The following is a 21,311-nucleotide window of genomic DNA, read 5'->3' on the forward strand; positions in this document are numbered from 1 at the left end:
TAAGTAGATTTAAAAATTAAATTACTTTCGAATCTATCTATAGAAGATTTGGATTTTAATTGGCAACAGAAACACGCCTAAAAAATGTTGATGTTATCGAGATCGTATTACTTTGCATACCGTATTTACTGGGAATTACAGCCACTTATTTATGTCCGCTAAGAATTCATTTTTGTTTAATTATTATCCTCGTTTATTTTTAATACTAATTCTGCATAATTTCACTTATTTTTATTAATATAAAGTATATTTGATAAATTTATCTTAGCTATGCATTTAAAACGTATTATTTTTTTAGTACTCTTAACTTTACATTATTTTACATATTCGCTAGTTGCACAGACAAATACAATTTCGAAAAAGGAAATCAACGATTTAACAAATCAAGCGAGTCACTATTTAAAAGTCGCCGATTTTACTAAATCACTAGAAGTATCTAAAATTGCATTAAACAGAGCGCTTTTTTCTAAAGATTATTTATCAACTACTATTTCATACAATACGATTGCTGCAAATTATGCTGAATTAGCGCAATTTGACAAAGCTATTCTGTACTACAATAAGGCGATGGTTTATGCTAGTAAAATAAATAATGATACTTTAACAAATAAAATAAATAACAATTTGGGTAATATTTATTGCTTCGAAAAGAAGCAGTATCTTAAAGGGATTCGTTATTACGAAAATACCATTAAATACAGTGAAAAAATAGCTGATTCCAGTCAGATTTTCATGACGAAATTAAATATAGCTTGGGCTTATTTTGATGTTGGTCAATTTAAAGAGGGCTATCCTAATCTAGAATATGTCAATAAGTACAAAGAAAAATTTGGTAATGAATCGAATATTTCGGCTGTAAATATGCTAAATGGAATGTATTTTTCTCATAAAAATGATAAAGTAAAGGCTTCTTCTTATTTTTTAAGCGCTATAAAACTCGGAATAAAAACTAATCAAAAATCTGATTTATCTTATGCACACTTAGAATATTCTAAACATTTGTCAAAGATAGGAGAATACAAAAATGCCTATGAAAATCTTACTAGATATAATCAAATCACAGACGAACTTTACAACAAAGAAAAACTCGAGAAAGCTAATATAGCTGGAATGAATATAGAGTTAGATGAATACAGACGTCAGATTGATAAATTTGCAATTGAAAAGGAGGCTAATCTTAAAATAGTAGAAAAATCTAAAATAATTGTTCTTCTGTTTATAGTAATCGTGATAGTTTTACTTTTTTTGCTATATACATTAATCAAAAATAATAATTTCAAAAAGAAATCAAATAAGGAACTATCTAGTGCAAATAAGCAGTTAATAATTGCTAAAGAAAAAGCTGAAGAATCTACTAAACTAAAATCACAATTTGTTTCTACTATCAGTCACGAGTTGAGAACTCCGTTGTATGGCGTGGTTGGGATTACAGATATATTAATAGATGAAAATAAAGATTTAGCGAATAATCCGTATTTAAAGTCTCTGAAATTTTCGGCTAAATATTTACTTTCTCTTGTGAATGATATTCTTCAAATGAACAAGATTGAAGACAATAAAATAATATTGGAGGACTTTACCTTCAATATTGCGGATGAAATCGATATGGTCAAAGATTCCCTAAAATTTTTGGCACAAAACAATAATAATGAAGTAATACTTAATATTGATCCTGCTATTCCAGAATATTTAATTGGGGATAAATTACGTCTTTCACAGATTATAGTTAATTTGGTTGGAAACGCTTTAAAATTCACTAAAAATGGAGAAGTTGCTGTACATGTACGTTTACTAAAAATAGAGGGGACTTCTTGTTCTTTAGAATTTAAAATCGTTGATAATGGTATTGGAATAGCAAAAGAGGATCAAAAAAAGATTTTTGAAAAATTTGTACAAGTTGGTAGAAAAGAAACTGACTATCAAGGAACCGGTTTAGGACTGTCCATTGTAAAGCAGCTAGTAGGATTATTCAATAGTAATGTTTCTGTAGAAAGTGCTATTGATGTAGGAACAGAATTTAAATTCATAATTGCATTCGAATATAATCCTAGTAAAACACTTGAATTAATTAATAATATTCGTGTAAACGTAAGTGAAAATAAAGCTATTAATGTTTTAGTAGTTGAAGACAATTTGATTAATCAGTTAGTGACTAAAAAGACAATCGAAAAGAATAATTATAAGTGTAGCGTTGTAGATAATGGATATGCAGCGCTGGAATTATTAGATAAAGAAACATTTGATATCATACTAATGGACATTAATATGCCAATGATAAACGGTTTTGAAACTACAAAAAAGATTCGTTCAAAAGGAATTATAACTCCAATTATTGCGCTTACAGCTTTTGATAAATCTGAAATCACTGAAGATTCACTCGCTGCCGGAATTAATGATATTATCATTAAACCCTTTGATTCTGAGAAATTATTTAACATTATCACGGAGTTGACCACTGAAAAATTAGAAGTGGTTTAATGCTCCTCTTATTTATAGGTGAATAAAAAAATCGCTCAATGATTAGAGTCTTTTAGAGACCATAATCATTGAGCGATTTATGTATATTGTCTATAGAATAATTCCTTTATAAACGGAATATTCAAAAGACAATTGTAAATTAATACCAGCGTTTTTTATTTTGTTTTGAAACTTCCGACTTTCTAGACTTATGAGCTCCGCCACTTCTATTTGAATTGCTTTGTTTAGCTCCAGGTGCAGTTTCTGGGCTTCCTGAATGCCAGCCATAGGGATGGTCGCTTACTATTTTCACATCGGCTTTTATTAGCCTTTGAATGTCTTTCCAGTATTGATGCTCATCTTTACCGCAAAAAGAAATGGCTACACCTTCATTTCCTGCGCGACCCGTTCTTCCTATTCTATGTACATAAGTTTCAGGAATATTAGGTAAGTCAAAATTGATAACAAAAGGCAATTGGTCAATGTCAATTCCTCTAGCTGCAATATCAGTAGCTACAAGAACATTAACTTCTTTATTTTTGAAACCATCTAAAACACGTTGTCTCGCATTTTGAGATTTATCACCGTGAATAGCTTCGGCAGCAATGTCATGTTTTCGTAATGCCTTTACAACATTATCAGCGCCATGTTTTGTTCTTGAAAAAACTAAAACATTAGATAAGTTTTCATTTTTTATTAAATGATATAATAGATTTCTTTTTTCTCCTTTTTCAACAAAATAAACACGTTGTTCAACGCTTTCAGCAGTTGATGAAACTGGTGAAACGCTAACTGTTGCTGGATCTTTAAGAAACATCTCCGCTAATTCTCGTATCGCAATTGGCATTGTTGCTGAGAATAATAGTGTTTGCCTATTATTAGGTGTCAGTTTTACAATTTTTTTGACATCATTTACAAATCCCATATCAAGCATTTGGTCTGCTTCATCGAGCACCAATGTGTGTAAATGATCTAAATCGATAAAACCTTGTTTCACTAAATCTAATAAACGACCTGGAGTAGCAATTAGAATATCGATTCCTTTTTTAAGCATTTCTACTTGTGGAACTTGTGAAACTCCACCAAAAATGGTAAGTTGTACCAAGTTGGTGTATTTTGCATATTGATCAAAATTCTGACCAATTTGGACGGCTAATTCTCGAGTAGGCGTAATTACTAAGGCACGAATTGGGCTAGCTTTTTTAGATGAACCTACAATTCTATGTAATTGATGAATAATAGGAATGGCAAATGCAGCTGTTTTTCCCGTGCCAGTTTGTGCACAACCTATCATATCACGTCCTGATAAAACGATTGGTATGGCTTGTTCTTGTATTGGAGTTGCTTCTATATAGCCTTGTTCAAACACGGCTTTTTGTATACTTTTTGAAAGTGATAAATCTTCGAATAACATATTTTAGGTATTAAATATCTTGTAATAAGTACATAGATAGTGGTGCAAATATAGTATTAATATTTTTGTCACTTAATTGTATGTTAATTAGGATTTGATTTTAGGAGAATTATTAATGAATTTGTTCCTTAATTTATAGATGCTGAATTCGCCTTAATAAAGTCGGTTATCAAGTAGCCAATAAGTTTTCCTATCAAATGATTATTTTTTTCTTCACCTAAATCAGGAGCGCCTTCGCAAATATGCAAATAGGCTGCATTTTTATTTTTAGCAAAAAAGGATATAAATTGCCGAACCTGCTCAATCGAGTAACCGCTCAATGTCATGGCGCTGCTGGCAATATTAGGAATAGCGTCAAGATCTATTTCGAGTCCGAAGAAGTCATTATTAATGAATTCTAAAGCATTTTTCATCTCTGTGTCAAAATCTTTTTCTCGCCTAATATTTACACTATCATACGTATTATAACGCACACGATCTTCTATTTTTTTGATAATGTCCAAAACACTTTTAGAAACGTAATTTTCGTGTAATCCAAAAATAAAATATTTTTTTAGAAAGCCTTCTTCAAAAGCATACGAAAAGCCATTACCGCTATGGCGCCCTTCTAAAATTCTAAAATCAGAGTGTGCATCAAAATTTATAGCGTTGATAGGTTTGCCTTTAGCTAATGCTGCTCCTTTAATATTACCATAGGAATTGTTGTGTCCACCACCGATAATAATAGGTGTTTTACCTAGTTTTATCAAGTTGAAAATAATATGAGAAACATCCTTATCAATTTTGGTGACTAGTTGACTTAATTTCGAACGATCATCTATGTCATTAAAATCTAATTGATCCACGTTTTTCATTACTTCACAAACGTCCAATTGTCCCAAAACGATTAGCTGACTACCTTTACAAAAGCGATTGTGTTGAATATTTGCAATGTTTTTTATCGCAATTTCCCATGCCGAAGCGGCTCCTGGTCGCCCGTAATTTGCTCTTACACCTATATCTTCTGGAATGCCAAGTAAAACATATTTAGCGTGGCTAGATTTTATAAAATCAAGAGAATCAACATCTTTAGGAATGATTATCATTTTCTCTCCAAATTTTATTTCACCACTTCTATGATTGGTTATTCTTGAGAGATCTGTAATTGTGAAAGGGATAATTTTTTCCATTAAAAAAATAATTTTGTTCAAAAATACTATAATTGTGTTAAGTTTCGTTATTAGGTAGTTATATAATGTTAAATTTGAAAAAAAAACAGAATGGAAAATCAAAAAAGCAGTTCAAGTCTTAAGGCGGTAATAGCAGTATTGGCTATTTTATTAGTAGGTAGTTTAGTGTATATTTTTAAAATGTCTTCTGATGTCGATACAGTAAAGACAGAATTAAAAAGTACAATGACCGAAAAAGAATCGGTTATGAAAGATTTGCAAGAGCTTAAGTCAACTTATGATGCTGCGATATCAGAAAATACCTCAATGTCTGATGAATTAATTCAAGAAAGAGACAAAGTAGTTACTTTGATGGCAGATTTGAGTAAGTCTAAGGGTGATGTAGCTTCTTTGTCAAAATATAGAACTCAGTACAATGCTTTACAGTCGAATATGAAAGTTCTAATGGCTGAAAACGAAAGCTTGAAAAAAGACAACACTAAACTTACAACGCAACGTGATAGTACTGTAGTGGTACTAGGTGAGACTAGGAAAAATGTGGAAGCATTAAGTGGTCAAAACGAAGAACTAGCTAAAGCAGTGGAAATAGGTTCTAAATTAACAGTTTTAAATACTGCAGGATCTGCTTTTAAAGTAAGAAGTTCTGGTAAACAAATCGAAACAGATAAAGCAAGTAGAGCTGACGTTCTAAGAGTGAGCTTTACAATTGCTGAAAATGCTATTGCTAAATCAGGATCTAAAACGTATTATGTTCAAGTAATTGATAGTAAAAATAATGTTTTAGGTGAAAAGAAATCAGAGAATTTTGGAGATAATGTTTTAACCTATAGTTTTTTAACTAATGTTAATTATGAAAATAAAACAATACAAGTTTCTGAAGATTTAAGAGGAAAAGATTTTGCTAAAGGAACTTATTTTATCAATATTTTTGATAAAGACCAATTGGTTTCTAAAACAAGTTTTAATCTAAGATAATATTAGAAATTAGTAATACTAAAAAGAGGAGTGTAATGCTCCTCTTTTTTTATGTCAAAATTTCACCTTCTACAACTACTGTTTCAATAAGATTACTACCAAAAGCATAAGGCAATTGATAATACGAGGGAATAGGTTTTGTAATAATAAGATTTGCTTTTTTACCAATGGTTATACTTCCGTGAGTTTCTGAAATTCCCATAGCATAAGCACCATTTATTGTAGCTGCATTAATGGCTTCTTCGGGAGTCATTTTCATTTTGATACAAGCTGTCGCTACCACAAAATTCATATTTCCTGATGGAGTAGAACCAGGGTTATAATCAGTTGCAAGAGCTACTGGAAGTCCTGCAGCAATCATTTCTCGTGCTGGAGTATAAGGAATGCTTAGAAAATAAGAACATGAAGGCAAAGCCACTGGCATTGTTGCCGTATTTTTTAAAGCCAAAATATCTTCTGTTGTCATCACTTCAAGATGATCTACTGAAACTGCCTCGTATTTTACTCCTGCTTGAATTCCTCCAATAGAGTTGAATTGATTCACGTGAATTTTAGGTTTTAAACCTAATTTAATTCCAGCCTCCATAATCTCTTCTGTTTCAGCAGCAGTAAAATAACCGGTTTCACAAAACACATCAATGAATTCAGCAAGTTTGTTTTTAGCAATTTCAGGAAGCATTTCATTTAGCATGCATTCCATATATCCTTTTCGGTTTTCCTTGTATTCTGTAGGAAACGCATGAGCGCCAAGAAAAGTAGCTTTAATGGTTATAGGATAGTTTTGAGCTAGTAGTTGAATAACACGAAGCATTTTAAGTTCTCCTTCAACGGTCAATCCGTATCCTGATTTTATTTCTACAGCTCCAGTTCCTAAACGCATCACTTCTTCTAGTCGCGCTTTTGATTGCTGATAAATCTCCTCTTCAGAAGTTTCGTTGAGTTTTTTTGCTGAGTTTAAAATTCCGCCACCGCGATTAGCAATTTCTTCGTAAGACAATCCATTAATGCGATCAACAAATTCTTGTTCGCGGTTGCCAGCATACACAATGTGCGTGTGACTGTCACACCATGAAGGTAAAACGATCTTTCCTGTTGCATCTATTATTTTATCAGTAGCAATTTTTGGTACATTATCCATTGTCCCAAAATCAGCAATCAAGTTATCTTTAATTAGCAAAAAGGCATTTTTAATGGTAGGAAGAATAGCCATTTCGGCTCCAGAAACTTTAACAATGCTATTTTCTCTAACTTGCAGTAATTCCTTAATATTTGTAATTAATGTTGTCATTTTGCAGTTTTGTTTTTAGGTCTATTTTAAATTCTGTTTTGTCGCTAAGTATATTTTCTTTTAGTTTTATACCGGAAAGGCACTAAGGCACAAATTTTAAGTATAATTTAGTGCATTAGCGCCTTTGTGACAATTATTGATCCTCTAAATAATGTTATTCTGAAACAGAAATTTCAAACATTTTGTCCCAATTTTTTCCAGTTATAAAAATGGTTTTAGTTTTTGGGTTGTAGGCAATTCCGTTTAAAAAATCTTCTGGAGTTACATTTACTAATTTTCTTAAAGCTGACATATCTAAAATGCCATCAACTGCGCCAGTTGAAGGATCTACTATTGCAATGGCGTCTTTTTGCCAAACATTAGCGTAAATTTTCCCGTTAATCCATTCCAGCTCATTAACAGCTTTAATTTTAGAGCTGCCAGAATAAACATTAATATGGTCAATCATTTTTTGATTTTCGGGATTCATTCTCCATATTTTTTCGGTTCCATCTGATTGGTATAGGTATTTACCATCATTAGTTAGGCCCCAGCCTTCAATTTCTTTATCATAATGAAAAGTTTTTTCCAGTTTTAAAGTATTTGCATTGTAGATAAAACCCGTTTTTTCGGTCCATGTCAATTGGTAAATTTTATTGTTTAAAATTGTTATTCCTTCACCAAAATAAGCCTTGTCTAGATCGACTTGCTTAAAGACTTTTCCTGTTTTGTGATCGTATTTTCTGAAGTGCGATGTCCCGTTTTGGCCCGTACTCTCATATAAAGTGTCTTTGTAAAATTCTAGACCTTGGGTAAATTGAGTCGTATCGTGAGAAAAAGTGTTAACGATTGTATACTTATATAATTTGGGTTGCACATTTGAAACCACTTCTATTCTTGTAGTAGCTTCTGAATTTAATCCATCAAAATAAACAACTGCTTTTATATTTTGGTAGCCTAATTTTTGGTCTTTTAATTCAAAGGTTGCTTTTTCAAGATCTTTTTTGGAAGCAATTTTTTTATCATTTGAAAAGTAAACTATACTGTCGATAGTCTTGTTGTTTGGGTTCAAGATTCCCAGCTGTAACGACTCTTGTGGCTGGTATTGTGCCTTAAAAGTACTATTATCGATGGTAAAAATAGAATTTTCACCTTTTTTTGTATCACCACAATTGGTTAATGTAAATCCTAATAAAATGATAAATAGGAAGTTATGATTTTTCATAATTTAAATTTTAGAGTTAACAATATACAACGATATTTTATAGCTGCAAAGGTATTGCAAAAATATAAAAAGTGTTGTATATTTGCACCGGCAAGTCCTACACGACCAGCTCCTGCAGACTCCCCCAGGATGGGAACATAGCAAGGGTACGTGGTTGAGCGGTGCGATGTAGGTCGCTTGCCATTTTTTTTAAATCTTCTGTTTAGGAAGATTTTTTTTTGAAATAAAGATAATAATAGTCTTCCTTCGGGAGGATTTTTTTATTTTTATACATTTCGTACAGTAAATAGCATCAAAAATGGGTAAAGTAGTTCTTATTACAGGAGGTTCGTCAGGAATTGGGAAATCTATAGGCGAGTTTTTGCATCATAAAGGTTTCGTTGTTTACGGAACGAGTAGAAATCCAGAACGCGTATTGAATTCGGTTTTTCCTTTAGTGGCGTTAGATGTCAGAGATTCTAATTCGATTCGCCTGGCTGTAGCCAAAATTATTGCTACAACTGGTCAATTAGATATTGTGATTAATAATGCTGGTGTTGGAATCACTGGTCCTTTGGAAGAAATTCCACTGGAGGAAATGAAAAATAACTTCGACACTAATTTTTTTGGTCCTATTGAAGTTATGAAAGCGGCATTACCACAAATGCGGGAACAAAAATCAGGATTAATTATCAATGTTACTTCTATAGCGGGTTATATGGGTTTGCCTTATCGAGGTATATATTCTGCTTCCAAAGGTGCTTTAGAATTGATAACGGAAGCGTTGCGAATGGAAGTGAAGTCATTTGGTATCCAAATTACTAATGTTGCGCCAGGCGATTTTGCTACTAATATCGCTTCTGGTCGTTATCATGCACCGGTTATCAAAGGTTCCGCTTATGAAGTTTCGTATGGAGAATCGCTGCGAACTATGGATGAACATGTAGATGGAGGTAGTAATCCAAACGAAATGGCCGAAGCTGTTTATAACATTATTCAAACTCCTAATCCCAATATCCATTATAAGGTGGGTGCTTTTATGCAAAAATTATCAATTGTCTTGAAAAGAATCTTGCCTGATAAAGTGTATGAAAAAATGCTTATGAATCATTATAAGTTGTAATTTTGCACCGAATTTTAAAAGCGTGAAGGATTATAGTGAAAAGCCCACAGCATAATGCAGCAATAGCGGAATTATGTGAGTACTTGTAGCGGAAAGCCCAATCCTTGGGTCACGCCCAAATTATAAAACACACAATTAAATACAAATATTATGAAATTTTTTATTGACACGGCTAATTTAGCTCAGATTAAAGAAGCACAAGCATTAGGCGTTTTAGATGGCGTTACAACGAATCCTTCGTTAATGGCCAAAGAGGGAATTACTGGAAAAAATAACATTTTGAAACATTATGTTGCTATTTGTAATTTAGTTGATGGTGATGTAAGTGCTGAAGTAAACGCTTTAGATTACGACGGAATGATTAAAGAAGGAGAAGAGTTAGCTGATTTACATGATCAAATCGTTGTAAAATTGCCTATGACTAAAGAAGGAGTTATGGCTGCTAAATACTTTTCGGACAAAGGAATTAAAACAAATGTAACTTTAGTATTCTCTGCTGGACAAGCTTTGTTAGCTGCTAAAGCGGGAGCTACTTATGTTTCTCCATTCATTGGTCGTCTTGATGATGTATCAACTGATGGTTTAGCTTTGATTGAAGAAATTAGATTGATTTTTGATAACTATGGTTACGAAACTCAAATTCTTGCTGCTTCAGTACGCCACACTATGCATATTGTGAACTGTGCTAAAATTGGTGCTGATGTTATGACTGGACCACTTTCTGCAATTTACGGATTGTTGAAACACCCATTGACTGATATTGGATTAGCTCAATTTGTTGCTGATTTCGAGAAAGGAAATAAATAAGAAGTATAATTTTTTAGATTTCTTACTTACTAAAAAAATCCCATTTGCTAAGGCAAATGGGATTTTTTATTGGTTTGGTTTTTTGGTTATTATATGTAAATAGGATTAGTGGCCTCCTGATAATTTTTCGTCAAAACTTATTCCTTGACTCCTAAGTATTCCACTTACTTTCCAAGCATAAAAAACTAAATAAGCAAAGCACATAACACCAACTATGTAACTATTTTGAATCCCAATTACTTCAGAAACGGAACCTTGTAACCAACTTATAATTCCTCCACCCATAATCATCATGATTAAGAAGCTACTTCCTTGACTCGTATTTTTACCTAGTCCGCTTACCGCCAAAGTAAAGATACATGGCCATAAGGTGCTACAGAATAAACCAACACTTGTAATGGCGTAAACACTTACCATTCCGTGTGTAAACATCCCAATTAGAAGCGCAACAATCCCTAAAGAAGAGAATATAAGTAACATTCTAGCTGGGTTTCCTTTACTCGCAATATCAGCAGCAATAAGCACTAAAATTATTAATCCGTAGATATAAAATGGTGTTAAATCATGTTTAGCAATAGCATTTACCCCTAAAAATACTCCAAAAGCTAAATAAGGAGCTAGGAAACGCAATATTTTTCTTAAGCTAAGATCATTGGTAAAAGCTTCAACAGCTCCTGTCCAACGACCAATCATTAAACTCGCCCAATATAATGATATATATGGCGCAACATCTTGTGTCAAAAATCCTAAATGCGTTTCCATATAAGCTGGTAAATTACTAGCTGTAGATACCTCAACACCTACGTATAGAAAAATGGCAATCATTCCTAAAACCAATTGTGGATATTGTAAGGCCATTTTTTTTGTAGTTGTCGTTTCGTCTGCAACTTCAAGAATAGTTGCTGGACGTTCCGGAATAGAAGAGAATTTTAATAAGATTGCTACCAGCAAAAAGGCTAATCCTAGAATTAAATAGGGAATTTTTACACTCTCGATACTCATGGTAGTGGTTCCATTAGTATTAGCTCCAAAAATAGCGTAGCTAACAATAAGTGGACCAATCGTAGTTCCGAGATTGTTGATTCCTCCAGCCATAGTTAATCGTTGAGAACCCGTTGCAATAGGTCCTAAAGCAATCGCTAATGGATTGGCAACTGTTTGTTGTAAAGAGAATCCTAACGCAACTATAAATAAACCCGATAGCATCAATGGAAATGAACCAGTGTTTGCTGCTGGATAAAACAATAAAGTGCCTACAGCAGAAATAGTTAATCCTAGTGCTAGTCCGTTTTTATATCCAATTTTATTGACAATATCTTCTTTTATTAAAATAGAAATTCCCATGTATATTAGTGAACCCACCGTATAAGCGATGTAAAAGGCTAAAGAAACCCATTGGCTTTCACTTTGTGTTAAATCAAATGCAGTCTTGAAAACTGGTATTAAAATATCATTACTAGCAGCAACAAATCCCCAAAAGAAGAATACAATAGCTAAAGGGATAAATTGCCCCCATTTGGTTTGTAAATTTTCTGAATTCATAATTTAATTTTGGTTAATTTTTATAGATTAATAATTTTGTTCAATGCGTAAATGTATCTTTTAAGGAAATTAAAAAAAAATTATTCATTAAAAAAATGAATAATTTTATACCATCGACACTATTTCTCTTATAAACAGTACGATTCTATTAATAGAATAGAGAAAGTGATTACTCTAAAATTCTAATTTTTACATCTTTGCTATAATTTCGGCCAATTGGTAAAGTATAAGAATGAACTTGTATTCTATTGCCTTCTATAAACTTTACTTTATTGACTGCAATAATATACGATTTATGAATACGGGTAAATTTATCTTCTGGTAACTCTTCGGAAAGGGCGGTCAGTGATTTGTGGGTAATATAAGTTTTATCAGCGGTTACCACTTTTATGTATTCTTTCATCCCTTCGATAAAAAGAATTTCATCGATGATTATTTTTACCATTTTCTTATCAACTTTAATAAAGATATGCGGGTCTATTTTAAGAGTGTCCACTTTCAGGTTGTTTTTCAAATTGAAATCAGCTTCAATTTTGTGGATGCATTTGATAAAACGGGGAAGCGGAATAGGTTTTACTAAGTAATCCAAAACATCTAATTCGTAACTCTCCGCAGCAAATTCCCTAAAAGCGGTGGTAATTACAATTTTAGTTTTATTCTCAATCAATCGGATTAACTCAAATCCTGTCATTAAAGGCATGTGAATGTCTAAAAATACAATATCAATGGTATTATTGTTTATAAAATCTAAAGCTTCTATCGAATTGTGAAAAGTGCCAATGATTTCAAAATCTGCAAAATTCGTGAAATAATTTTGCAGAATTTTTGTAGCTAATGGCTCATCATCAATCAAAACACATTTAATCTTCATTTTGAACAGGTATTTGTAATCGAATGATATAATAATTAAATTTTACTGTTTTTTCTAAAGTGAAATTGTTTTGGAAAATCAATTTCAACCTCTTTTTAGTATTGGATAAACCAATGCCTTTTTTAGTTTTTGTATTTTGTGAAAGTACGAAATTATTTAGTATTTCAAATTGTAGAATCGTATTGTCAATAACTTTACAATTGATCTTAATTCTAAGGTTATTGTTGCAAGGACCTCCGTGTTTGAAGGCATTTTCAATTAGCGTAATCACTAATAAGGGAGGGATTTTTATGTCGTCAATATTCGATTCTATGTTTACGGCCACTTCTACATGCTCAAAACGAAGCTTCTCAATTTCGATATAATTCTGTATATAATCAATCTCTTTTGTCAAGTCCACCATTTGCGTTCCTTTAATATCATACAATACATATTCCATTAATCGCGAAAGCTTCAAGATAACATCAGGAACTTTCTTAGAGGATTCTAAGGACAAAGCATAGAGATTGTTAAGCGTATTGAAAAAGAAGTGCGGCTGAATTTGAGTTTTTAGGTATTTCAGTTTCATCTTAGACTGATTCTGCTTCATAATCGTATTACGGTCTCTTTCCTTTAACCAATTCATCGTAGAGAAAACAGACGAAGCTATAGATAGTACATAAATTTCGCCAATTGTTACCGCAACAATATGGTTAATATCAAATGGGTGATATATTTTATTGGCTTCTGGCCAAATATTCTCGGAAATCATATAATAGGTTAAGCCTGTTTTTGCTATATAAATAACTGCTAAACTGGCTAATAGCGCTAACGTATATTTATAATATTCGAATTTTACAATATAACGCGGAATAAGAACTAACAAGTTAAAGTACACAAATGGGATGTGTAAGGAAAACTCAATTAGATTCGATTTGAAAGAGTAGGGATAGTCATCAAAGTAGGATCCCCAACGCAAAAAGTTTATTAGAAAAAAGATAATCCAAAACCCAACATGGTTTCGGAATTCGGTATTGAATTTTATTTTTTTAATTGGTTTCAATAAAAAATAATTTTTTAGATTAATAGTTCCCTTTTCGAAAAGATTAACACGATTCTTATGCAACTTTAAGGATTTTGAAAGCAAAAATCGAATTTTATTGTCCTAAAATCTAAAACAACAGGATTTTAACATATTAACGACTTTGAAAAAACAGTTGGTATAAGGAATAATGTCGTTCGTTGAAATATTTTGAAATTATTTTGCTAAAAAGTATGTCAATGTACACATTGTATGTAGAAGTAAGTGGTTAATGTTAAATTTTAGGTCGTTAGTATAATTTCTTTTTTTAAGGCATTTTTAACAGATACATTTACACTATAACTAATAAAACCAATAAAAATGAAACAAATTATTTCAATCTTAATGATACTTTTCACAGTGCAAGTTTCGCTTGCGCAAATGAAAACGATCAAAGGTTCGGTAACGGATGGAAATGGTGCTCCAATACCAGGAGTAAATATCAATGTGCAAGGAGAAAAAGAATCCGCAAGTACAGACTTTGATGGTAACTTCTCTATACAAGTTGCTAAAAGTAAAACATTAATTTTCTCTTATTTAGGATTGGAAACTAAAAATGTACTAGTAGGAGAATCTAGTACTATTAATGTACAAATGATAGAGGCCGCTACAAATTCTTTGAATGAGGTTGTTGTAACTTCATTAGGAATCACTAAAGCAAGAAAAACATTAACTTATTCTGCTCAAGAGCTTAAAGGTGAAGAGCTAACTAGAGTGAAAGACGCTAACATTATTAATACAGTTGCAGGTAAAATAGCTGGTGTAGCGATTACTAAAAGTTCCTCTGGTTCAGGAGGTTAGACTAAAGTAGTCATAAGAGGTAATTCCTCTTTTACAAACAATCAACCTTTATATGTAATTGATGGTATTCCATTGTCAAACGGAGGATCGGTACAGCCTAATGGAACTTTTGGAGATTTAGCTGGAGGAAATAGAGATGGTGGAGATGTTGTTTCCTTAATTAATCCAGATGATTATGAGGGAATGACTGTGCTAAAAGGTGCGGCCGCTTCTGTATTATACGGTAGTCAAGGTGCAAATGGTGTTATATTACTTAGTTCTAAAAAAGTAAAAGCAGGTGTAGAAACATTCAATGTAAACTCAGTTACTACATTTGATTCGGAAGCTTATTTACCTGAATTTCAATCTGATTATACCTCAAATGTAGGAGATGCGAAAAGTTGGGGAGCAAAGCAAAAAGTAGAAGGTGATATCAAAGGCTTTTTCAATACTGGAACCACGCAAATTACTTCTATGTCTTTCTCTAAGGCTACTGATGGTGCTTCAACTAGTTTAACGTATGCAAATACAGACGTGTCTGGAGTAATACCAGGAAATCATTTGAAGAAAAATAATTTTGGAATTCGTCAAACATCAAAGTTTTTTGATGATCGATTGAATGTAGCTGTAACCGGTAATTATGTTTCGCAAAAAATTAATAACAGGCCTGTAAATGGTTTATACTTTAATCCAGTGAGTGGTGTTTACTCTCATCCTAGAGCTTTTAGCCTAAATGATTTGAAAAACTATGAAGTTTTTGATATTACTAAAAACTGGAATGCTCAAAATTATCCTGGATTTGCAGCAGTTAATGAAAGTAATGAAAATCCATACTGGCAAATTAACAGACAAAAGTCTTTTGATACAAATAACTTCTTTAATGGCGCTATTGCTTTAGATTATAAAGTTACTGACTGGTTTCGTTTAACTTCTAGATATAGCTATAACAGAAGCGAAAGTGTTTTTGAAAAAGAAATGTATGCTACTTCAGCGTCATCATTAGTGCATCCAAAAGGTAGATATATTAATTCTAGTACCGTTGGAACTCAAAACTATGCAGATATAATTGGTTTAATAAATACTAAATTCTCAGAAGATATCTCATTTAGCGGAACTATTGGAGCAAGTATTAACAATGGTAAAACTGCTGGAGTTACTTTAGATTCTGGAATTGGTGGCGGATTGAAAAATGCAAATATTTTTACTTTAGGAAATTTTGCTAATAATAATGGAAATTTTCAAACTGCTTATCAACGTGAAGTGCAATCCGTATTTGCAGCAACAACATTTGGCTACAAAGATTATTTGTTCTTGGATGCTGCCGCTAGAAATGACTGGTCATCTACTTTAGTAAATACAGATGATCCAAGTTTCTTTTATCCTTCTTTGGGATTAACTGGAATAATTAGCGAAATGACTGCCATGCCAGATTTTGTTAATTTTGCAAAAGTGCGTGCTACTTATGCTCAAGTAGGTAATGACATTGCCGCTTTTATTACAACACCTACTTCTTCTATTATAGCAGGACAACCTGTAAATCCTCCTGTAGGGCCAAGACCTGGAACTACATTGAAACCAGAATTAAAATCAGAATACGAAATAGGAACGGAGTGGAGAATGTTTAATAACAGATTAGGATTTGAAGTTTCATATTACGACTCAAAAACTAAAAATCAATACATGCAAGTTCCTGCTGAATCTACAAATGAAAATGGATACTTAAACTATGCAATTAATGCAGGTAGTATTTCTAATAAAGGATTTGAGGTTGTTTTATTTGCTGATATTGTTAAAAGTGAAAAATTCAATTGGGAATCTAGAATTAATTATTCTCAAAATAAGAGTAAAGTAAATGATATTCCTTCTCAAAATATAGAAGGTAGAATCGTACTGACTGATCCTGGGTCTAACAACTATAGATATTCATTAATTGAAGGGAGACCTTTTGGAATAATTGAAGGGAAAAATATTCAAAAAGATGCTCAAGGGCGCTTATTAGTTGGTACAACTGGAAAACTATCTGTAAATGCTGATTGGGAAGAAGTTGGAAATGCAAATCCAGATTTCATGCTAGGTTTTTCTAACACATTCAAATTTGGAGCTTTTACAGCAAACATTCTGATTGACGGTCGTTTTGGAGGTGAAGTTTTAAGTTTAACAGAAGCTATTAATGACTTTAACGGCGTTTCTAAAGCTAGTGGTGATGCCAGAAATGCGGGTGGTGTAAAAATTAATGGTGCTAAAGCAGATGGAACGGCTGTAACTACAATGGATGCTTTTGATTACTACGACAAAACGGGTGGAAGAAATGGTGCCACAGGAGAATATGTATATGATGCAACTAATGTGAGTGTAAGAGAAATTTCTATAGGGTACACTTTCAACAAAACCAAGTTGCCATTTATGCAATCTGCAAGTATTTCTTTAATTGCTAGAAATTTATTCTTTATTTATAAAGACGCTCCATTTGATCCTAATGTGGCATTGAGTACAGGTGAAGGTTTGCAAGGGGTGGATGTTTTCGGTTTGCCTTCAACAAGAAGTATTGGTCTTAATTTGAATTTAACTTTTTAATCTTAACAATCATGACAATAAATAAAATAAAAAGAACAGCATTATGCCTCTCTTTCCTTACGGCTTTTAGTTGTACGGATAATTTTGAGGAGATAAATACAAACCCAGAAGGAGCAACTACAGAACAATTAGATCAAGACTATAATAGTATCAAATCTCTATTTAAACCAGCTTTTAATCATTTGTATATTTGCGAAACTACATGGCAATACCAAATTCAGCAAAGTTTACAAGCTGATGGGTGGTCAGGTTATATGACTACTCCAGTTCCTTTTGGACCACAAAATAATCATGATTATGTTTTGAATGGAGGATGGAACAGTTATGCCTGGGACGATGCTTACGTTAATATTATCTCGTATTTATACAAGGCAGAACAACGTTCAAAAGATAAATTTAATCAATTTTACGCTTGGTCACTGATATTGAAAGTTGCTACTATGCAAAGAATTACGGATATGTACGGACCAGCTGTTTACTCTAAATTTGGTAAAGGTGTTGCTACTTACGATTCGCAAAAAGACATCTATAATCAAATGTTTAAGGATCTAGATTTTGCTGTTGCAGAGCTAACAAAAAGAAATGCTGCGGGCGAAAAAACAGCATTTGATGAAACTGATTTGTCATTGTATGAGGGGAAATATGCAAACTGGACTAAGTATGCTAATTCCTTGCGACTAAGAATGGCCATGCGTATTTCTAAAGTTGACCCTGCCTTAGCAAAAACGGAAGCAGAAAAAGCGATCAGTCATTCATTAGGAGTTTTTACAAATAATGGTGATGCGTTAAAAATTAAATCTCCTACTGATCTTAACGTAATTGATGTTATGAGTCATAGTTGGGTAGGTTTATTTATGGGCGCTGATATGGAATCTATATTAGGAGGCTATCAAGACCCAAGAATAGCTAAATATTGGAATACTTCAAAAATCACTCCTGGAGAGTATAAAGGTGTAAGAACCGGAATTGTATATCCTTCTGGAAGTACTTATTCTAAATTCTCTCAAACAGGTCCTAGAACTAAAACTGGGGAAATTACTTGGATGTCTACCGCAAAAGTTTATTTTCTTAGAGCCGAAGGTGCTTTGAGAGGATGGAACATGGGCGGAACTGCTAAAGATTTATATGAGGCTGGTATAAAAGCGTCATTTGAGCAAAATGGTGTAGAAGGTGCTGCAGCTTACAGTACAGATAACACTAAACTCCCTAAAGATTATATAGATCCACTTAATCCTGCAAATAATGCACAAGCGATTAGTAAAATTACTGTTGCTTGGGGAACTGACAAAGAAAAAAATCTAGAGAAGATTATTACCCAAAAATGGATTGCTACTTATCCTGACGGACAAGAAGCTTGGTCAGAATTTAGAAGAACTGGATATCCAAAATTGTTCAGAATATCAAATAACCAAAGTAATGGTATTATTAGTACCGAACTTGGCGTTAGAAGGTTAGCTTTTTCAGATTCAGAAGTAACTAATAATAAGGAAGGAGTAGCTTCAGGAGTAGCTGCCTTAGGAGGCCTTGACAATGGAGCCACAAGACTTTGGTGGGATACTACTGCACCAAATTTCTAAGAATTTGAGTTAGTGTCAAATGGCATAAGTAAGCAATTGCTTGTGCCATTTTTTTTGTCAATATTTTACCTTTTTGAAAATTAAGTTTTTCTAAAACGTTTTATTGATTAAATTTAGCTGCTCGTAAAAATTCAATAGTATTCCTTATACTTTAGCGATTTCATAATTATTTAAATTCTAAGATTTAAAAAGTAACCTGAAGGGAACTCTTCAAAAAAAATATTATTATTTTTCTTTAGCAAATGAGCCAGTAGGTTTTTCTAAGAGCTGAAAAAAGCAAATTCAAATGCTAATGATTATTAAAAACAACATTTAAATTTAGTTACTACTATATGAAATATTCCTTAATCTTATTATTTGTGGCTTTTATATCAAATGCCCAAATAAAAAAAGAACAATTAGATTTGATGCCCTGGCCTCAGAATATAAATTTGAGTGACGGTACCTTTGCTTTAAGCAAAAACTTTAAAGTAAACATTACAGGTAATCCTAACCCTAGGATTTTTACAGGTGCAACCAATTTTTTACGACGATTAGACGGAAGAACAGGATTGTTTTTTCAACAAGGCTTTGTGACCAAAATAAATCAAGATCCAACAGCTGAATTACAAATAAATTGTGTTCAAAGTGGTAAAATTGGACTTTATGAAGACGAAAGTTATCAGTTAGACATTCAATCCAATAAAATAACGATAAATGCAACTTCAGATCTTGGTGCACTTCACGCTTTAGAGACATTATTGCAACTATTGCAAAATAATAGTACTTCTTATTATTTTCCTACTGCCAAAATCACTGATTTACCAAGATTTACTTGGCGCGGGCTTATGATTGATGTGGCTAGACATTTTCAGCCAATTGATGTGATCAAAAGAAATTTAGATGCAATGGCAGCCGTAAAAATGAATGTTTTTCATTGGCATTTGACAGACGATCAAGGTTGGAGAATTCAGATAAAAAAACACCCAAAATTGACTGACTTAGCTTCTGATGGTTTGTTTTACACTCAGGAGGAAATTAAAAGTGTTGTTAAATATGCTAATGACAGAGGGATTCTAGTGGTTCCTGAAATTGATGTTCCCGGACATGCCTCGGCAATTTTGACGGCTTATCCTGAAATTGGAAGTAAAATAACAGCTATTTCGACTAATAAAATCGAACGCAATGCGGGAATATTTAATCCAACTTTAGATCCATCAAATCCTAAAACCTATCAACTATTAAGTGAGATTTTTGATGAGGTTTGCCCTTTATTCCCTGGAGATTATTTTCATATTGGTGGAGATGAAAATGAAGGTAAAGATTGGGATTCTAATCCAAAAATTCAGGAATTTAAAAAGAAAAATAAGTTAGTAACTAATCATGACCTTCAAACTCATTTTACAATGCAGTTAGTTCCAATGTTGAAGAAACATGGAAAACAATTGATGGGATGGGAAGAGATTATGACAAAAGACATGTCTAAAAATGCCATTATTCATTCGTGGAAAGGTCCAAATGAAGGTCTCCCAGTTGGACAATCTGTTGCAAATGCAGCAAAAAATGGATATAAAACCGTTTTGTCAAATGGCTTTTATATTGATTTGATGCAAAGCGTAAATGACCATTATTTGAATGATCCCATTCCGCAAAATAGTACACTTACTGCGGAAGAGAAAGCTAGAATATTAGGTGGTGAAGCCACTATGTGGACTGAACTAGTAAGCCCTATGACGTTAGATTCTAGAATTTGGCCAAGAACAGCTGCGATTGCGGAAAGATTATGGTCTAATCAAGATGTTGTTGATTTGAACAGTATGCACAAAAGACTCAAAAATGTTTCATTTCGATTGGAAGAACTTGGAATTACGCATATCAGAAATAAAGCGGTACTTTTAAGAAACATCGCTAACAATCAGGAGATAAAAGCGCTAGAAGATTTTTCGAATATTTGCGAACCACTAAAAATTTATTCCCGAAATAAAGGCGGAACCGAATATCAAATGTATTCCCCACTAACTTTATTTGCAGATGCATGCGCACCTGATGCCTCAGACGCGTTAGATTTCGAAGCGGCAGTAAATCTTTATTTAAAGACCAAAAACGCTAATAATCAGCTATTAGTTAGCAGCTTCTTAAGAAAGTGGATTGCGATTAATACTGATTTAGTGAACTTAAGTTCAAACGCACCTCTTGTGCAACCCATTTTACCTTTATCAAAAAGTTTAAGCGATTTGTCACAACAACTTTTATTGGTAATAGAAAACAAACAAACACCGAATGCAGTTCTTTTGAATGATTTGATAAAACAATGTAATTCTAAAGATCATGCTGATGTGGAATTAGCCGTTTACACTAGTTTGAAAAAATTGATAGGTGCTTAAAAGCGTAATGTACTAAAGTGAATTATTTTTATTGACTTACATTATTTGTGTTTAGATTAGAGGATTGACCTGATAATTTTTTATCAGGTTTTTTCTATTTTTACTAATGAATGCTATGACTACAATAT

15 protein-coding genes and 1 other RNA gene are annotated in these 21,311 nt (G+C 32.7%); 9 read left to right on the forward strand and 7 right to left on the reverse strand.

The genetic code is table 11. From position 1 onward, the window contains the following. Positions 1 to 270: 270 nt before the first annotated feature. The gene (locus LNP27_RS10590; RefSeq protein WP_229941577.1) at positions 271 to 2,478 is read left to right on the forward strand and encodes a response regulator; all 2,208 of its coding nucleotides are present in this window, start codon (positions 271 to 273) and stop codon (positions 2,476 to 2,478) included. Positions 2,479 to 2,617: 139 nt separating this feature from the next. Here LNP27_RS10590 and LNP27_RS10595 read toward each other — a convergent pair whose 3' ends face one another. Both LNP27_RS10595 and LNP27_RS10600 read right to left on the reverse strand, forming a co-directional pair. Beyond that, positions 2,618 to 3,871: a DEAD/DEAH box helicase gene (locus LNP27_RS10595; RefSeq protein ID WP_229941578.1), complete on the reverse strand. Its 1,254-nt coding sequence runs from the start codon at positions 3,869 to 3,871 to the stop codon at positions 2,618 to 2,620. 128 nt (positions 3,872 to 3,999) lie between these two features. Further along, entirely contained in the window at positions 4,000 to 5,040 is a 1,041-nt protein-coding gene (locus LNP27_RS10600) for a formimidoylglutamase (protein ID WP_229941579.1), read from the reverse strand. A 90-nt stretch (positions 5,041 to 5,130) separates the two neighbouring features. Here LNP27_RS10600 and LNP27_RS10605 point away from each other — a divergent pair, with 90 nt between their 5' ends. Continuing rightward, positions 5,131 to 6,015, forward strand: coding sequence for a hypothetical protein (locus LNP27_RS10605; RefSeq protein WP_229941580.1), 885 nt, complete (start codon positions 5,131 to 5,133; stop codon positions 6,013 to 6,015). 49 nt (positions 6,016 to 6,064) lie between these two features. Here LNP27_RS10605 and hutI read toward each other — a convergent pair whose 3' ends face one another. Then, positions 6,065 to 7,303: an imidazolonepropionase gene (gene hutI, locus LNP27_RS10610; RefSeq protein WP_229941581.1), complete on the reverse strand. Its 1,239-nt coding sequence runs from the start codon at positions 7,301 to 7,303 to the stop codon at positions 6,065 to 6,067. A 154-nt stretch (positions 7,304 to 7,457) separates the two neighbouring features. Then, a complete protein-coding gene (locus LNP27_RS10615; RefSeq protein WP_229941582.1) occupies positions 7,458 to 8,507 on the reverse strand; it encodes a glutaminyl-peptide cyclotransferase in 1,050 nt (349 codons plus the stop codon). Between the two features lie 88 nt (positions 8,508 to 8,595). Between LNP27_RS10615 and ffs the strand changes: the two genes are divergently transcribed. The 3 genes from ffs to fsa all read left to right on the forward strand — a co-directional run bounded on the left by ffs (position 8,596) and on the right by fsa (position 10,416). Beyond that, positions 8,596 to 8,693: signal recognition particle sRNA small type (gene ffs, locus LNP27_RS10620), an RNA gene on the forward strand. Positions 8,694 to 8,805: 112 nt separating this feature from the next. Then, positions 8,806 to 9,609 carry an SDR family oxidoreductase gene (locus LNP27_RS10625; RefSeq protein ID WP_229941583.1) on the forward strand — a complete coding sequence of 268 codons (804 nt, stop codon included), beginning with the start codon at positions 8,806 to 8,808 and terminating at the stop codon, positions 9,607 to 9,609. Positions 9,610 to 9,759: 150 nt separating this feature from the next. After that, entirely contained in the window at positions 9,760 to 10,416 is a 657-nt protein-coding gene (fsa, locus tag LNP27_RS10630) for a fructose-6-phosphate aldolase (protein WP_229941584.1), read from the forward strand. Between the two features lie 105 nt (positions 10,417 to 10,521). Here the strand turns inward: fsa and LNP27_RS10635 are convergent, their stop codons facing one another. From LNP27_RS10635 to LNP27_RS10645, 3 genes are all read right to left on the reverse strand, one after another. Beyond that, positions 10,522 to 11,958, reverse strand: a complete 1,437-nt coding sequence (locus LNP27_RS10635; protein ID WP_229941585.1) for an MFS transporter — start codon at positions 11,956 to 11,958, stop codon at positions 10,522 to 10,524. 169 nt (positions 11,959 to 12,127) lie between these two features. After that, the gene (locus LNP27_RS10640; protein ID WP_229941586.1) at positions 12,128 to 12,829 is read right to left on the reverse strand and encodes a LytR/AlgR family response regulator transcription factor; all 702 of its coding nucleotides are present in this window, start codon (positions 12,827 to 12,829) and stop codon (positions 12,128 to 12,130) included. After that, positions 12,819 to 13,871: a sensor histidine kinase gene (locus LNP27_RS10645; RefSeq protein WP_229941587.1), complete on the reverse strand. Its 1,053-nt coding sequence runs from the start codon at positions 13,869 to 13,871 to the stop codon at positions 12,819 to 12,821. The genes LNP27_RS10640 and LNP27_RS10645 overlap by 11 nt, the downstream gene beginning before the upstream one ends. Before the next feature lie 339 nt (positions 13,872 to 14,210). On the opposite strand from LNP27_RS10645, the gene LNP27_RS10650 reads away from it, so the two are divergent. The 4 genes from LNP27_RS10650 to LNP27_RS10665 all read left to right on the forward strand — a co-directional run bounded on the left by LNP27_RS10650 (position 14,211) and on the right by LNP27_RS10665 (position 21,183). Beyond that, positions 14,211 to 14,690 (forward strand): carboxypeptidase-like regulatory domain-containing protein, encoded by a 480-nt coding sequence (locus LNP27_RS10650; RefSeq protein WP_229941588.1) that lies wholly within the window; start codon positions 14,211 to 14,213, stop codon positions 14,688 to 14,690. 57 nt (positions 14,691 to 14,747) lie between these two features. Then, positions 14,748 to 17,243, forward strand: a complete 2,496-nt coding sequence (locus tag LNP27_RS10655) for a TonB-dependent receptor domain-containing protein (RefSeq protein ID WP_229944063.1) — start codon at positions 14,748 to 14,750, stop codon at positions 17,241 to 17,243. A gap of 11 nt (positions 17,244 to 17,254) precedes the next feature. After that, complete coding sequence (locus LNP27_RS10660; protein WP_229941589.1) at positions 17,255 to 18,820, forward strand: RagB/SusD family nutrient uptake outer membrane protein; 1,566 nt, start codon at positions 17,255 to 17,257, stop codon at positions 18,818 to 18,820. 332 nt (positions 18,821 to 19,152) lie between these two features. Continuing rightward, the gene (locus LNP27_RS10665; RefSeq protein WP_229941590.1) at positions 19,153 to 21,183 is read left to right on the forward strand and encodes a beta-N-acetylhexosaminidase; all 2,031 of its coding nucleotides are present in this window, start codon (positions 19,153 to 19,155) and stop codon (positions 21,181 to 21,183) included. Positions 21,184 to 21,311 lie beyond the last annotated feature (128 nt).

Source organism: Flavobacterium galactosidilyticum (assembly GCF_020911945.1).
In the GTDB taxonomy this organism is placed as follows: Bacteria; Bacteroidota; Bacteroidia; order Flavobacteriales; family Flavobacteriaceae; genus Flavobacterium; species Flavobacterium galactosidilyticum.